General features: G+C 38.0%; 11 protein-coding genes. 2 read left to right on the forward strand and 9 right to left on the reverse strand.

Translation table 11 applies throughout. The features are described from left to right. Positions 1-39 precede the first annotated feature (39 nt). The gene (locus tag PL_RS15205) at positions 40-1122 is read left to right on the forward strand and encodes a 3-oxoacyl-ACP synthase III family protein (protein ID WP_041883639.1); all 1083 of its coding nucleotides are present in this window, start codon (positions 40-42) and stop codon (positions 1120-1122) included. Here PL_RS15205 and PL_RS15210 read toward each other — a convergent pair. The 9 genes from PL_RS15210 to PL_RS15250 form a co-directional block, all read right to left on the reverse strand. Continuing rightward, positions 1119-2654: a tetratricopeptide repeat protein gene (locus PL_RS15210; RefSeq protein ID WP_235324587.1), complete on the reverse strand. Its 1536-nt coding sequence runs from the start codon at positions 2652-2654 to the stop codon at positions 1119-1121. The genes PL_RS15205 and PL_RS15210 overlap by 4 nt on opposite strands. Before the next feature lie 111 nt (positions 2655-2765). Further along, positions 2766-3509, reverse strand: coding sequence for a zinc ribbon domain-containing protein (locus tag PL_RS15215; RefSeq protein WP_041883636.1), 744 nt, complete (start codon positions 3507-3509; stop codon positions 2766-2768). A gap of 247 nt (positions 3510-3756) precedes the next feature. After that, complete coding sequence (locus tag PL_RS15220; RefSeq protein ID WP_052496426.1) at positions 3757-6177, reverse strand: outer membrane beta-barrel protein; 2421 nt, start codon at positions 6175-6177, stop codon at positions 3757-3759. Continuing rightward, positions 6174-7283 (reverse strand): PepSY-associated TM helix domain-containing protein, encoded by a 1110-nt coding sequence (locus PL_RS15225; protein ID WP_041883634.1) that lies wholly within the window; start codon positions 7281-7283, stop codon positions 6174-6176. Before PL_RS15225 ends, PL_RS15220 begins: the two co-directional genes overlap by 4 nt. Positions 7284-7346: 63 nt before the next feature. Beyond that, a complete protein-coding gene (locus tag PL_RS15230; protein WP_082035978.1) occupies positions 7347-8582 on the reverse strand; it encodes a DUF4374 domain-containing protein in 1236 nt (411 codons plus the stop codon). 165 nt (positions 8583-8747) lie between these two features. Beyond that, a complete protein-coding gene (locus PL_RS15235; RefSeq protein WP_041883631.1) occupies positions 8748-11192 on the reverse strand; it encodes a TonB-dependent receptor in 2445 nt (814 codons plus the stop codon). A 197-nt stretch (positions 11193-11389) separates the two neighbouring features. Further along, a complete protein-coding gene (locus PL_RS15240; RefSeq protein WP_348619835.1) occupies positions 11390-12589 on the reverse strand; it encodes a hypothetical protein in 1200 nt (399 codons plus the stop codon). A 9-nt stretch (positions 12590-12598) separates the two neighbouring features. Next, on the reverse strand, positions 12599-13252 hold the full coding sequence (locus PL_RS15245; RefSeq protein ID WP_041883626.1) for a hypothetical protein: 654 nt from the start codon (positions 13250-13252) through the stop codon (positions 12599-12601). A 68-nt stretch (positions 13253-13320) separates the two neighbouring features. Then, the gene (locus tag PL_RS15250) at positions 13321-13875 is read right to left on the reverse strand and encodes an RNA polymerase sigma-70 factor (RefSeq protein ID WP_052496425.1); all 555 of its coding nucleotides are present in this window, start codon (positions 13873-13875) and stop codon (positions 13321-13323) included. Positions 13876-14015: 140 nt separating this feature from the next. On the opposite strand from PL_RS15250, the gene PL_RS15255 reads away from it, so the two are divergent. Beyond that, positions 14016-16451: a phosphocholine-specific phospholipase C gene (locus PL_RS15255; protein ID WP_041883625.1), complete on the forward strand. Its 2436-nt coding sequence runs from the start codon at positions 14016-14018 to the stop codon at positions 16449-16451. Positions 16452-16486 lie beyond the last annotated feature (35 nt).

Consider the following 16486-nt stretch of genomic DNA (forward strand, 5'->3'; position numbering starts at 1 on the left):
TAGTTTTATACTAAATACTAAAATAGTATACGGTTCAGAATGGGTAATAAAAAGCATATATCTTCAGTAATTGCAGGCACAGGAAGTTACATTCCGGAGAACATCGTTTCAGGTGATTCTTTCCTGAACTCTACTTTTTACGAAAACGGACTCATTCTTGAAAAGGACAACGCAGACATTATTAGTAAATTCTCTGAAATTACTGAAATTATAGAACGTCGTTACATAGATGATAACCTGTTGAACAGCAACATTGCTACAATTGCCGCACAAAGGGCTCTTGACGATGCTAAAATCGATAAAGAGACATTGGATCATATCATTGTATGCCATAACTTCGGAGATATCCACCATGGCAGTAACCGTATGGATATTCTGCCTTCGCTTGCTGCTAAAGTTAAACAGCAACTGGAAATCGTAAATCCGGATTGTGTTTCTTACGATATCATTTTTGGATGTCCGGGGTGGGTTCAAGGTGCTATACAGGCAAATTATCTAATTCAAAGCGGCGATGCAAAACGTGTTTTGGTCATTGGATCAGAAACACTATCCCGAATAATTGACCCGCATGACCGGGATAGCATGATATTTTCAGATGGGGCAGGAGCTGTAGTTTTTGAAGCAACTGAAGATGATCAGCCGATCGGTATTATTGCTCATAAAACTCAAACGTTTGCGGGTAATTTCGCCTCGCTCTTGTACATGTCTAAAAGCTGTAATCCAGCTGCAAATGATGGTAATACCTACATGAAAATGAATGGTCGCAAGCTATATGAATTTGCGGTTGTAAACGTTCCTCATGTGGTAAAAATGGCTATAGATAAAGCAGAGCTGGATATTGAGGATATCAAAACCGTATTTATTCATCAGGCAAATGGCAAAATGGACAATGCGATTATGAAAAGACTTTTCAAATTATATCATAAGGACTCAGTGCCCGAAAACCTTGTACCTATGACCATTTCATGGTTAGGTAATAGTTCAGTTGCAACTATCCCTACCTTGTTAGACCTGGTCATCAAAGAAAAGGTTGCCGGCTATAAAATAAAGAAAGGCGAATATGCCGTATTTGCTTCTGTAGGAGCAGGAATGCATATTAACGCCTTCGTATATCGATTTTAATTGTTCAGTTTTCTCAGACCGTCTTTTGCCTGAGTCTCAATACTGTTCTCATATTCATGATTTTTCATATTGATTGCCTGGCTAAAGTAAACTTTAGCCTTGGCATCATTCTTTTTACCTGCATATATCTTGCCCATATTCAAGGCAGAAGTTGCAGCATAATAGTATTTTAAATTCTTGCCATTGTTTACAGCATTCTGATAATATTGTAATGCGTTATCATCCTTGCCCAGAGCATCATATATTCTGCCCATACGATAGTAGTATTCTACTTTATCTTTTACAGACTGATAACCCGATGCGTTTTCATCCACGAGCAAATCCAGCGCTTTAGCATAATAGCCTCCATCAAATAATAGCCTGGCCTTTAATAAGCTGTTATCCGGAGCGGGGGCACCAGCCTCATTCACCGCTTGTTTATCTTTTTCTGCATAAGTATAACCTGAGCTCTTAACTTTAGCTATATAGCCTCTATAAGCTCCCGTGTCGCCATTTAATAACGCTATCCACGACAAGTGAAGGTTTGCATCTTTAATGTAATTCACGCCCTTATTCAGCTGCAAAAATCTTTTGAAATTATTTGTAGCTGAATAATCCAGTTTATTCAGCTTTGCAGTACCCATTAACAATTCCAGATAAGGGAATGCCTGATAACCTTCACCAGCAGGTCGTTTTGCAAGAATAGCTATAGCCTCTTCATTGTGACCGTTTCTGGCACATACATATGCTTGAAGATATGCTTTTAATAGGCTATTATCTGATATTCTGGCAGTATACTTCATAGTTTTAGCATAAGCTTCAGGAGAATGAATTACATCGGATAAAACATAAGAATAATAAAACACGACTTCTTCATAAAAGGGCTCGAAAGTAGAACGGGGTAGGTTTTGAGCAAGTTTATCCAGCATAACAAGTCCCTTTTGCACATCCCCCTTTACACCAAAAGTAGAAAGAGTACTTTTGAGCACACCGTCTGGCAAATTCCCTAAAAAAACATTGATAAGACCTAAACCTTTACTATTTAAGTGAAATCCAGGAAATTTCTTATTATTTTCCTGCAATAAACCATTAGCTTTTTTGATTTCTCTGGCAGCAGTGAAATACTCTCCATACCGACTTCTCAATAAAGCCCATTGCAAATTGATTTCCGCTTGCGCATATAAATAATATGGAGACTTTTCATCGTCATCTTCAATCTGGCTTAACCTGCTGGATTTTTCATCTTTCAATTTGTCAAAATCCTGCTTGCTTTCTACCGTGATCAGGTAAAAATAATCTGCATAATTCTCCAATAAAGGAACGATAGAATTCTTTGGGTGCACATTCTTTTCTGCAGCAATCAATTGTTTTGCTGCATTTATTTTAAGCTCAAATATCAATTGATAAGCCTTCAGGCAATTTGCATTAAAATCAAAGTTGGCATGTACTGTACCGGGAAGAGCTAAAAGCAGAGGTAAAAGACAATATTTTAACAGGATTATCAGTTTCCTTTTGGCAGGCATAATTACAGTATTTCTATATCGTGAATCCATAAAAACGACTAAGGGTATATTATTATTTTAAATTCGGAAAATTCTGTATAAAAAAAACGGTCAGATTACAATCTGACCGTTTTTTTTATAGTGTTAGCAATAATAGCTTAATTATGCAGGTACATTTTCCAATGTCAATGCCTCATCAACTAAAATTCTACCGCAATGCTCACATACGATGATTTTTTTACGTTGACGAATATCCAGCTGACGTTGAGGAGGAATCTGATTAAAACATCCTGAACAAGAATCACGATCAATGGTTACAACAGCAAGACCATTGTTTGCATTTCCTCTTAATCTTCTGTAAGCAACCAATAATCTTTCTTCAATTACAGCTTCAGCTTTTTCGGCTTTTTTATTTAAAGCCTGCTCATCTTTTTCTGTTTCAGAAGTAATAGTCTGCAATTCTCCTCTTTTAATCTCTAAATCATTTTTTCTGGATTCAAGATCGGCCAAAGCTTTCTCATAAACTTCAGTTTTAGAAGAAATATCAAACCCGTATTCTCTGATTTTCTTTTCACAAACCTGAATTTCAAGAGATTGGATTTCAACTTCTTTTGTTAAAGCATCATACTCACGATTATTTTTTACTTCTTTTAACTGAGTATCATATTTTTTAATCAAAGCCTGAGATTCTTTGATCATATTTTTACGTGTTACAATAGCATCTTCGGTATCATCCAATTCAGCTTTGAATTTTTGTATACGCGTCTCCAATCCAGCTACCTCATCTTCTAAATCCGCTACTTCCATTGGTAATTCACCACGGATCTGACGTATTTTATCAATTTTTGTATGAAGGGTTTGTAATTCGTATAAAGCTTTCAGCTTTTGCTCTACAGTTTGTTCCATTAAATGAAATAATTTATGGGTATAATTATATTTAACTAAATATCAGTTATTTAACCGTTTCTTAGCTTTCGCAAAGACTCAAAACAAAACTTAATTCCCTAAATTATTGGAATTAATTATCATACAGTCTATTGCTAAAGCTTGCAAAGATAAGTATTATATTTTCTTTCAGCCATACAATTTGCTATTAATCTGCTGATTGGCTTTTAATTAAATATTTTATCCTCGTCCGGTCGAGCTTAACCCTTTATTTCATCCTCCCTTTTAAGTCTTCACTTGCTGTACTACGTTGTTTACTACCAGATCCGTCTCCTCCAAAGCGATAACTGAATGAGAGGACTACTGCGCGGCTATCAGACCTGCTATGGCTATAGGTAGCAATATTATCATACGTAGCAGATTGTTTAATTTGCCTGCTCTGAAAAATATCATTAACCAGAAGCTTTATGCTGGCTTTTTCTTTCATAATATCCTTCTGGCCACCTGCTGATATCATATAATAAGCTTTTGTTGTAAACACTCCGGAGATTACTTTTGATTTATACAATCCGTCAATTTCTGCCTTCCAGCCATCTCCCAGCTTAAATGAGTGCTGTGAATCAAAAGAAAAACTGGTCCCTTTAATATTTTCCTCTCCTTTTTGTCCTGCAACAGAAAAATTATTATGGAAAAGATTTGCAAACTGCGTTCCTGACCACCATTTGAAAAAATCTACTGAAGCTGTAAAACTGATGCCATAATTTTTAAAAGTAGCCAGATTTTCAGGTTTCTGGAAGGATAATTCACCATTTCCTCCAACCAGACTACTGATTACATCCGTGCTTGAATTATAAGTAAGTGTCGTATAATACCGTGAACGAAACCCATGACTTAATTCAAACGCATTTACAACCGAAGGCCGCAGATACGGATTTCCTTCTTCATAAGAAAAAGGATCCATATAGACTCTAAAAGGATTCATGTCCCAGTAACCTGGTCGCTCTATACGTTTACTATAGCTTAACTGTACTCTATTTTTATCATTAATTTCCTGCGTCAGGAATACACTTGGAAACAATTTGAAATAACTTCTTTTCACCAGAGAGTCTGTAGTCAGCTGATGTCCCCTGGTATAAGTGTACTCGCCGCGAAGCCCGGCCTGTATACTAAATTTACCTATTTCTTTTTTCAAATTTATATACCCCGCCTGAATCTGTTCCTTATAAATGAAGTCATTGCTGGTTGAATAATCAGGTACATAAATCTCATTTTGCAGTGTATCATACTTCAAATTATTTAGCATCCGGACAAAACTTCCTTTCCAGCCAGCTTCCAGTTTTACCAGATTACCCACTGGCAATGCATAATCTATCTTTGCCACATAGATATCATTGTCAGAAGGCAGGTCTCCTTTTCTTGATTTACCTGTAGGTGAAACAGCATGGTGAGCTCCATTAAACCAGGTATCCAGCTGCTGATTCATTTTAGAGGAATGTGTTACATAGTCCAGATCTGCAGTCAGTTCATGGCCACTATCATTGAACAGGTGCTTGTAATTAATGTTATAGAGCATATCTGTCCATCTTTCTTTTCCTTCAGTATTAGTCTGAGCATCCCAGATTAAAACACCTGTTGAATTATCATAAAGACGATTTCGCGTTGGCTGAATTGTTGGATATTGACCGACTCCTCCATTCACAAGAAAACCCAGCGTGTTCTTTTCATTAAGAAACAAATCCATCCCAACCTGGAAATTATGGGACCGCAGCCTTGCTTTTTCATTCATTTGCTGTATGGAGCTGTTATATGCATTTCTGCTTCCATCGCGGTAAAAATTTCTTCTAACTTCTTCAGACCCTTCCAGATCCTGATAGAAATAGTTATAATTCCCAAAAAAACTTACTTTTTCTGACCGGTAGTTAAGACTTGTACCACCGCCAAAACGAGCAGCCCTTCCTGCCCCTCCATTAGCAGAAATTGTTCCGTTGAGGCCGGTTTTAACATTTTTCTTTAAGACAATATCGACTATACCTCCATTACCAGCCGCATCATATTTAGAGGATGGATTTGCCATGATTTCAATCCTGGAAATAGTGTTTGAGGCTGTTCCACGTAACAGATTTGCCAGTTGATTTCCCGATAAATAAGTCGGTTTTCCGTTAATCATGACCATAGTACCAGGTCTGCCTTTTAAACTTAGTTCGCCCTTATCACTAACGGTTACACCAGGTGCCTTACTCAATAATTCCAATGCCGTTCCGCCTTCTGCCATAATACTATTTTCCACATTCATCACCATCCGGTCAAGCTGTTGTACAATAGCTGATTTACCAGCTTTAATCTCAACCGTATTCAGGGCCAGTTGATCCGTTATCATCCTGATACGGCCAAGATTAGAGATTACATTAGTACCATTCAATTCAATAGGCTCACTAATATAGTGCTGATAACCTATAAAACTAATTTTGACAAAATATTTGCCTTTAGGGATGTCCGAAAGATTAAAATATCCCGTAGAATCACTTACAACCGCTTTCACTTTTGCAGAATCTGCAGCCCTGAGCAAAAATATGCCTGCATAGCCAACCGGTTTTTGCTGTTCATCTGTCAGATGGCCTCTCACCTGATGTGTCTGTGCCTGTATAAGAGAGAATATGAAAAAACTTAATAGGGTCAGGAGTACTTTCATGCAGTCATTCTTTTATTTTTATTCACTTTCTTTCTTTTACCCCACCAGACATAAAACCCCGTAATTGGTAAACTCGCACAGATCAAACTTGTTATAAAGGCAATAATTTTTGTAAAAAGCCCACCAACAGCTCCTACATGAAAGGCATAATTAGATTTACGGAGCCAGTCTGCAAAAGGAAGATCTGCTAAACGTTTCCCCGAATAAGGCAGTGCTTCAATTGTAACCGGATCAAAGTAAAGATCTCTCCAACTACCATTATGCATATCCGTACAGGCATAAATTGCTTCATCATTATGGTCAGGAATAGTAACAATAATGGCATTTTTTTCATGTACCGCCATTTCCTTTCTTACCTTATACCATACCTTGTCTGAACTGTAAACTATGGGGTTTGGCGGAGGCTGTATTTTAATTTCCTGCTGCTTCTGACGCTTGGAATTAGTGCCACCGGTCAGCCAGTAAACACTTTTTGAAAACCATGAAAAGCTCATTATCAACCCCGTGCATGCTAGTACAACGGCTATTAACAAAGAATAAAATCCAAGTACATTATGAAGATCATAATTGACCCTTTTAAATTTAGCGTTCCATTTTATTTTAAAACTCTTATTGATATTCGTTTTATTCCATTTTTTTGGATACCACAAAATGAGTCCGCTGATTAAGAGCAAGAAAAAGATAAAAGTTCCCCAACCTACAACAGCTTTCCCGATTTTTCTCCCCATCCACAGATTCCGGTGACCTTCATCCATAAAATGAAAGAATGCATCATGATCAGCAACTGCAAGTATTTCTCCGGAAAAGGGATTAACATACACCGTAGAATCAGAATTAACCGTCACATGGGCAGATTTATCTAACCCATGATACCAGATGCTCCCAGCTTTTTTACCCGGTAAGGCTTTTGCGATACTATTATAAATCTGAGAGGGCGGAAGATATTTACTTTCCGCCTCTGGCTCAACTGTCAGATATGGATAGAGTAAATTATTTATTTCCTGCTCAAACACTAGTATGCAGCCAGTCAGACTAACAATAACTACAATAATACCAGAAGCAAGTCCCAACCACAAATGGAGCCAGCCATTGATTTTTTTGAACATTGAAAAACAGTTAAAAAAAGGGCCGCTTACACCTGATAATGCGGCCCAACAAAACACAATATTTTAATAGTTTAATTTCGATATAGCAGTTACACCATCCGCGCCCTCAATATGAACACCTCTTGTTGCCGTTCCGCTATCTGCATTGATAATGTAAACATAGTACTCACCTGCATCATCCTGCATTACATAATTGATTGTTTTACCATCTTGTTCAGCATAAACAATCAGCTTAAATCCACCAAATTCATGGACAGGAACACCTGTAACGGGAGTAACTTTATTATTAAATACATCTGCGATAATCATCTTGATTTTTCCTCCGGTTGCTCCGGCATTAGTATAAACTGCCATCAGAAATTTGCCATTTCCAATATATTCACCTCTTGATATTTTTGACCCTGTCGCACCCTCAATATTAAAGAAATAGGATTTATCGAACTGTTCAGCTCCTTTTTTGATACGTACAATACCAGATGGCTTTGCCGATTTTCTATGTTCACCATCACCCATTGCTGTAGACCATGCATAAGTATCGCCATTCTCGATTTGATGCATACCCTGCTGACTGCTCCAGTCTCCGATAAAACCAGTACGATCATCTCCTATTGTTTTTTCATATTTAAGCTCAGGATAACTGAAAACAGCCACCCACGTACTGTCTAAACTTCCGTACTCACCCTCGTAAACTCTGCCACCTGGAGTATGTTTAAACTTATAGTAAGGAAGATATATTTTATTCCCTACTTCAAATAAGCCTGTCCATACAGCATTAAAGCCAGTACCTGTTATTTTATTTAAATCAGTTGTACTTCTTCCTGAAATTTGAAGATTAACTGCATCAAAACGGTATAATTCACCTATACCACTTGAACGCGGGTCACCACCACCTATCCAGAAATCTTTACCCACTTTACCGGATACACCTGTACGAAAAGTCGTTACTGATCTTCCGGCTTCAACAACTTTGCCTTGTTCATTAAGACGAAATGGTCTTACAAGTCCCTGTTCATTATAAGCCTGGGCAAATACAGTATTATTCTGGACGATAAAAGACCAGGCGTCTACTTCCACGCCATTATTGACTGATGAAACTCCTCCTTTGGTAATATCATCAGTACTTACGATATATGTTGCGGCAGCTTCACCCTTTCCAGTATAAACAAATACATATTTTGAACGAACAGGTTTTACAGGATCGACAGGACCCGGATTTTCTGAATTATTCTTACTGCAAGCGCCTAATAGTACACTCATCCCTAATATGCCTGTTATTAAAAAATTAGTAGTCTTTTTCATTGTTTTATAATTTGTTTTTACGTGTTATTTAAGTTTTTAATGGCTCTCAGGAGCACGTCGTGGTTAATTGTAGTCATGTACTACCGAGAGATAGTATTCATTTCGGTTTGCGTTCTGTTACACATGATGGTTTTATTTATTTAAGGATTAAATGGTCCTCCGCAATCAGGTGCCTCTTTTTTTAGAAAAATAATAGCGGAACTTAACATTGAAAGAGCGGCTTGGCTTTTGCAATGCATAATTATCAAACAGCTCAGAATCAGTTAAATTCATACACTCTACTGCGATATTATATTTGCCCCCGCCTATCGCGTAGACCATACTGACATCATGCGCCCACTGTGTTGGCACTTCCATCTTACCCTCTTTAGATCCCTGACCAGGCCAGTACAGATAAAATTTATTGACATATAACAGATTATAACCCAGAGTAAGCTGGTTCCCTTTTTTCAGGACATTATTGAAATAAACACTGGCATTTGCATTTCCAAAAAGGTAGGGAGTATTAGGGATACGATCTCTGTAATTGATACTTCTTGTTGCAGAAAATTCTCCACTTCTCAATTTTTCAAACTCATTGTTATCCCTTAAATTCTGATAAGTAAAATTGGTATTTAACGTGAATAATTGCTTATAGGCATAGCGCAGTTCTGCATCAATCCCACGATTGGTTACTTTTCCTACATTCTCAGATATGCTCAAATAAGTTCCGTTACTCCCTCCGGGAAGTACTCTGGCCCGGATATAGTCGGTCGCATTACGAAAAATATAATTAGCCTGAATCTGGAAGAAATGTATTTTATCTATTTCTGCAGTATAAGTGGCTCCAATGTTAATATTATCACTTTTCTCCGGCCTGAGGTCCAGATTTGCAATAGTAGTATATACATTACCAAAGAACTCATCATTGTCTGGTAAACGATAAGCCTTTTCGTAAGAAGCCTTAAGCTGAATGTTTTCTGTTAAAAAATAAGATCCCGCAAGACCATATCCCTGTCTGGATAAGTCTTTGTTCCTTGAAAGTATACCGTAGACTTTTTCTTTAGTCACCTTATCAAGTTCACTAACTACATTATTACTGGAAATATGCTGGTTATATTGTTTGATAAAGGCAGTAAAATTCGATTTTTCATTAAGATTAAAGCGATAACCTAATCCTAACATGTTCTTCCTGGAAACCTGGGGTTGTTTATCCTGCAGGTTTTCCGGATCAAAACGGTTCAGTCCTTTCCTGTTAAAAGTGGAGAATTGCTCATTAAGAGAAAAGGAGTGACGGTCATTAAGCGTATAATTCAGACCTGCATTAGCCAGACCACTATTATTTTTAAACTTAAAATCGGTTAGACTAACTTCCCCGCCAATAGCATTAGGCATACCCCGGTATCTGGCTACCGAAGATCCATCCCAGGTAAATGTTCTGGGAACAGTATCCACATTACGCTCTTCTCCAAAATTAAAATTTCCATTCACCCTTAAATCCAGTCCTTTAACAAATAAATCTCTCTTCACATATTTAAGGGTAGGTTGTATCGTATTTCCGGATTTCCATCTCGCACCAAATACATCTTCCATCCTGTTTCCAACCTGTATGTCTGCCTTGTTTTGTCCTAAAGTAATACCCACCAGAAACTGGTCAGCATATTTTTTCCCGGACACTCCAATATTTGCGATTACAGTTTCATTATGATACTGATCATGAAATCTGCGTACTCTTCTCAATGTATTTACTCCGGTTATACTGTCTGTTATGTTTCCGTTTATCCAGTAATTATTATCGGAGTAATTCTGAAAAGCACTTAGTTGTGCTGTAAAGCCAGATTTAGCAGTATAGCCTGCATTAACCGAGCTTTTATGTGTGTTAAAAGATCCATAAGAATAAGAAGCATCGACATAAGTTCCCGGATCTGTATTCGTTACTATATTTACTGCTCCGCCTAACGCGTCTCCTCCAAGCCATACCGGAACAACTCCTTTATAAACTTCAATTCTGTCAGCAAGATTTACCGGAATATTATTTAGCTGGAAAGAAGATCCAAAATTCTCCATCGGTATTCCGTCCAGAAAGAACTTCACCTGATTACCAGTAAAGCCATTCAGACTAAAAGTCATATTCGACCCAACTCCGCCAGATTCACGGACACGCGCACCAGAAACCCGGTTCATGACCTGCCCAAGATCCATCGTCGTATTATGAAGAGCTTTTGCGTCTATCGATATTACATTATATGCCTGCCTGTTCGTTTTCTGATTTTTGCTAAAGCCGAGAATAGCGACTTCATCGATCTGTCTTACATCCTGTTTAAGTCTGAAGCTAGCAGCGACCTCTTTTTCAGCAATAACCGTTAAGCTTTTCTCTGCTTTAATATGGCCCAGTGCATGAATTGACAACTTATAAGAGCCGGCAGCAACACCAGTAAAATGAAATTCCCCTCTTTCATCACTGACTGTTGTCTTATTAAGTGGTAATAATTTGATAATTGCGCCCGGAATAGCTTCCGACTGGTCATTATATACATTTCCTTTAATCGTGCCGTTCCTGCTGTTCTGAGCCTGAGCGAAAAAAATGAGGGCGCACAAAATACCCGTCAGAAAAAAATTCTTACTTTGCATTACTTTTAAATGATAAACGATTTAGAGGTAACCCCATCTGGGGATGAGTCATACAGGTACGAACTGTATGGCTCTTTTTTATTTAATTTTTACAACATAAACATCGGTTTCCCTGCTTCTACTTATACTATTATCATAAGCACGCAATTACCCCTACATCTATTTAGAATTATTTTAAATAAATTAGCCTGAAGATTTTAATCTGTTAACTTATCTATACGGATTATTTGTCCATTTACCTCAGTGCCACGTTTAAGTATCCCCGAACGGAGATCATATAGCCAGATTTGGCTCTTGTTATTTTCCTGATAGACAGAAAAATATGCAAAATTATCATCCGCAGCAACATTCATAAGAAAATCAAGAAATACCGGAGGCATGGCCAGTGCAATTTTTTTTTGCCTGCGAAGATCCACGAGTTCATACCTGGAGATTCTTTTCGTCATATAGTCATCAAACTCCCTGATCACCGGAGACTCTACTATTTTTGTAACAGCCAGTCCATGACCTAAGTTGTAAAGCGTATAAGCTTCCTGTACGCCCTGATTTCCCAACTTGAACAAGTACCCCGGGTCAAAAGTGTTTTCTCCCTTATTGAGCCTTAAAATAGCCGAAGGTGCAGAGGGATGATTACCCGTCCTGCCTCCTGGCTGCCCCAGTACATAAACTGTATCGTTCAGGACAAGAGAATTAGAACTCCAGATATTATAGCTTCCGGGCCAGGTAGTTCTTTTATCTTCAAATTTCCTTTGCAATTTTAATGAAGGATAATTGAATATAGCCGTATGAACAGCATCATCAGGAGGATTAATATGTTCCCTCATAAAACCCTTTTGAAAAGTATAGGAAACAAACAGTCTGTTATCAGCCATTTGTGCAGAAATCCCTGTATAATTTACCCCTTTCGGTGCAGGCGGAACAGCTAATATGCCATTACGCAATATTTTCATTTCTTTAAGATCGACTTCTGAATAACTGAACCGCTCATTTACTACACTACCCAATAGAATAGTATGATCATTTACCCGGTTTACCCAGCCCGAATAAGGTTCCCATGCAATCGCCTTCATATCAACAGACTGCTGCAGTACCAATCCATCCGCTGTTGCCCTGTATTTAAGCAAAGTCTTATCTGATTTGTCCATCAAAAAGTAACACCTGTCATCAACGGTAATAACCATTCCTGGCAAAGCAATCCCTTCTGGTTCCGGTTTTCCATTTTCCATGGAGTAAACAGGCATAAAATTGGTTACATCTTTCTCCTGGTTATATACAATGAGCCCATAGCTAAATTTTTCCTTTCCTTTATTGCTTTCACAACCAGCAAAAAAAAGCAATATAAACAGGACTCCAATATCAGTTATAATCCGGAGATGTAGGAGGGAATATCGTTTCAATCTAATCATTTAGAGGTTAAAATCTCTCTTCATATTAATAGCCAGGGCTGGTGGCATATTTATGAGATTATGGTTCTCTACCATAACCAGTTCATCCTCTCTAAAAAGATAGTGTGCCAGTAAATAAGATCGTCCTTTGCGCAGGTTAATTTTTTTAGACCTGGTCTGGCCTTCACGATCTTTAGAAAGAACGATAAGCTCTTTATCAGCAGAAGTTGTATTACTTAACATCATATTTCCCGAAAAACTAATATCCGTTAAATCATCACTCTGCTGTGCTAATCTGACCATTCCATTATGTCCCAGACGGATCCGAAGCCCATCAAACTCTTTTTCCATTGAAGGCCGGGAATGGTCATAATGAAACACCATTTGCTTTTCAGATATCCATTTATCCTGGAAACCAAAGAAATAGAATATTGCCACTAAACTTGCAGCAACTGCCATTTTAAATATCCGGTTTTTATAGAGCTGTGAATAATCATGCTTTAAGTTTTGTGCCTTGATTTTAGACCATGCGTCCTGTTGTGAAGGAATATTTTCAGCAGTAATTTCTTCCGCATCAAAATCGTCATCTCCCCCTTCTATCCAGTTCTCATAGATTTTCAGTTCTTCTTCAGAAGCATTTCCCGATAAACATTTTTTTAATAATTCCGGATTCATATACCTGGCTTACTGACTAATATTATCACAACCTGCCATTATCCCCTATAGCAGACGAAGAATGATTTTTAAGACAAAGGGTATTTTTCAAGCCCTTTACGGATAAATTTCAGGGCCTTTGTCAATTGATTTTCGACCGTTTTTTCAGAGATCAGCAGATTTCCTGCAATCTCCTGGTTATTTAACCCTTTTTCCCTGCTCAACACATAAACTTCCTTACAGCGATCCGGAAGACAACTGACAAGTTTATCAATATCTTCCCTTAAAAATCTGTATAAAACTTCCTGCTCTGTATGATTGGTATCACCGACCGTTTGTCTCTGTAATAATTCATCCATCTTTTTTGCTTTCCGGACTTCATCACTATAAATCCTGCTGATCCGGAATCTTACTGCTCTGACCAGATAATTTTCTATAGTATCTTCGCTTAGCAATAAGCTATCCTTGCGTTGCCAGATAGAAGTAAAAACCTCCTGTACTACGCCTTCAGCGCGATAAGCATCTCCAAGATATTTATATCCCAGCTGATATAGCTTTTTCCAATAGCGTTCGTAAAGATGAAAGAAAGAGACTTCATCAATTCTAAGCTGATTCTTTAATTTATCAGTTGACTGTTCAGACACGATCCATTATGAGTTAATCGTCAAAGGTAAGATAATTTAGAACGATTCAAAACAGATGTATATGTAACGATATTATGTAAAACGATATTAAATCGCCCCTGAAGCTTGCTTGTTAAAATAATTTTTAGATTTTTATTTACATGGAAAACAGAAGAGATTTTATCAGGAAAGCTTCATTACTAACCGGAGCTTTAAGTCTTTCAACAATTTTACCGGGATCAATACAAAGAGCTTTAGCTATTGATCCTGATCTTGGAACAACTTATTTAGATGCAGAGCATATTGTATTTCTAATGCAGGAGAACAGGTCTTTTGACCACGCCTTCGGTTCATTGAAGGGGGTCCGGGGCTTTAATGATCCCCGGGCGATCCGTTTACCAAACAATTATCCCGTCTGGTTGCAGAGCAATAAAAAAGGAGAAACCTATGCTCCATTCAGATTAGATCTTAAAGACACCAGAGCAACCTGGATGAATTCCCTGCCCCATTCCTGGGAAAATCAGGTTGATGCCCGTAACAACGGTGATTATAATGGCTGGCTGGAAGCAAAGAGATCAGGCAATAAGAATTATGCCGATATGCCATTAACAATGGGTTACTATAACAGGGAAGATATTCCTTTTTATTATGCCCTGGCCGATGCCTTTACAGTTTGTGATCATAGTTTTTGTTCTTCCCTTACAGGAACAAGCCCCAACCGTACCTTCTTCTGGACAGGTAAAATCAGAGAAGAACAAAACGGAACAGCCAAAGCTCATCTGAACAATGGAGATATTGACGGTTCAGAACGACTTTCATGGGGAACCTTTCCAGAGCGCCTGTCTAAACATGGAGTAGACTGGAAAATATATCAGAATGAGCTTAGTGCAGGAGTGGGCTTTGAAGGAGAACAAGATGACTGGCTTGGAAATTTCACAGACAACCCTATTGAATTTTTTCAGCAATACCATGTTAAAAGACACCCTGAGCATATTCTATGGCTTAAAAAGGCTACTGCTGATCTAGCTGCGAAAATAAAGATTAAACCAGACCCCAAACTCCAAAAAACTCTTGAACGCTATCAGAAAGATCTTGATTTTCTAGAGAATAATCCCCTCGAATCATTATCACCTGAACAACAGGAACTACATAAACGAGCTTTTACAACCAACAGAAATGATCCCGACTTTCATAAACTGGAATCTATTACTTATAACGACAACGGAAAAGAAAGGACTACTGAAATTCCAAAAGGCGATGTATTACATCAGTTTCGCAAGGATGTAGATACAGGAAAACTACCTGCCGTTTCCTGGCTGGTTGCCCCATGTAATTTCTCTGACCATCCTGGTGCGCCCTGGTATGGTGCCTGGTACCTGTCAGAAGCCATTGATATCTTAACCAAAAATCCCGAAGTCTGGAAAAAGACAATTTTCGTTCTTACTTATGATGAAAATGATGGTTATTTTGATCATTTACCACCATTCGTTGCTCCTAACCCAAAAGATTCATCTACCGGAATCGTTTCAAAAAGTCTTGATACTGAGGCTGAGTTTGTGCAGAAAGGACAAAGTGAAAGAGAAAGTCCGGTTGGGCTTGGCTATAGAATTCCTATGGTCGTTGTCTCCCCATGGACACGTGGAGGCTATGTCAATTCACAGGTCTTTGACCACACATCTTCCATTCAGTTCCTTGAACATTTCCTAAGCCATAAAACAGGACAGAAAATTCATGAAGACAATCTGACTTCCTGGCGCAGAAGTTTATGCGGGGACCTTACTTCTGTGTTCAGGCCTTATAACGGAGAGAAAATTCCGCTGCCAAAAACTATAGAGAAAAAGCCTTTCATTGAAGAAATCCATAAAGCTCAGTTTGCCAAATTACCAGATAACTTTAAAAAACTGACACCTACTGAAATTGCTGAAATAGTTAAAAAAACAAAAGATTCAGCCCATCTTCCCAAACAGGAAAAAGGGATTAAGCCAGCCAATGCAATTCCATATGAAATTTACGCAGATGGTGGATTAACTACAGATAAAACAACATTTAAAATAACCCTCACTGCCGGTAATAAATACTTTGGAAAAAAATCAAGCGGAGCAGGTTTTAATATTTATGCAAAAGCCAAAAACTGGTCATTTACAGCCGATGCAGGAGATACGCTTTCATACCAATGGCCATTAGAAACCTTTGAAGATCAGCGCTATGATTTAAAAGTATATAGCATAAATGGCTTTTTCAGACATTTTACCGGTGATGTGAATGATCCTGAAATTATACTCACTCTGCTTTATCAGAATCAGAAAGGTAAGATTGATCAATTAAATGGAAATGTTCTTTTGCAGATCAAACGTCTTAAAAAAGGGGTTCCGCTAAAGTTAACACTGACAGACAATGCTTATTATAACCCTCCTCTGGATATTCTGATAGGAGCTAAAGAAACAGAAAAACTGGTTCCTTTAGCGTTAGGGAAGAGCCATCACTGGTATGATTTCACAATAAAAGCGCAGGGTAATCACATATTCAGCCAGCAATTTGCAGGTCATGTTGAGCATTCCCGCGAGAGCTTTACTGACCCGTTAATGGGAGACGAATAAAAAACTATTTCATTAAACCCTTATATTTAAGAATT

The organism is Pedobacter lusitanus (genome assembly GCF_040026395.1).
Classification (GTDB): domain Bacteria; phylum Bacteroidota; class Bacteroidia; order Sphingobacteriales; family Sphingobacteriaceae; genus Pedobacter; species Pedobacter lusitanus.

What these genes read in the sequence shown, in the direction of transcription:
- PL_RS15245 (WP_041883626.1), bottom strand. Translation starts at nt 13,252, where the DNA reads ATGAATCCGGAATTATTAAAAAAATGTTTATCGGGAAATGCTTCTGAA.
- PL_RS15235 (WP_041883631.1), bottom strand. Translation starts at nt 11,192, where the DNA reads ATGCAAAGTAAGAATTTTTTTCTGACGGGTATTTTGTGCGCCCTCATT.
- PL_RS15225 (WP_041883634.1), bottom strand. Translation starts at nt 7,283, where the DNA reads ATGTTCAAAAAAATCAATGGCTGGCTCCATTTGTGGTTGGGACTTGCT.
- PL_RS15220 (WP_052496426.1), bottom strand. Translation starts at nt 6,177, where the DNA reads ATGAAAGTACTCCTGACCCTATTAAGTTTTTTCATATTCTCTCTTATA.
- PL_RS15255 (WP_041883625.1), top strand. Translation starts at nt 14,016, where the DNA reads ATGGAAAACAGAAGAGATTTTATCAGGAAAGCTTCATTACTAACCGGA.
- PL_RS15205 (WP_041883639.1), top strand. Translation starts at nt 40, where the DNA reads ATGGGTAATAAAAAGCATATATCTTCAGTAATTGCAGGCACAGGAAGT.
- PL_RS15215 (WP_041883636.1), bottom strand. Translation starts at nt 3,509, where the DNA reads ATGGAACAAACTGTAGAGCAAAAGCTGAAAGCTTTATACGAATTACAA.
- PL_RS15230 (WP_082035978.1), bottom strand. Translation starts at nt 8,582, where the DNA reads ATGAAAAAGACTACTAATTTTTTAATAACAGGCATATTAGGGATGAGT.
- PL_RS15210 (WP_235324587.1), bottom strand. Translation starts at nt 2,654, where the DNA reads ATGGATTCACGATATAGAAATACTGTAATTATGCCTGCCAAAAGGAAA.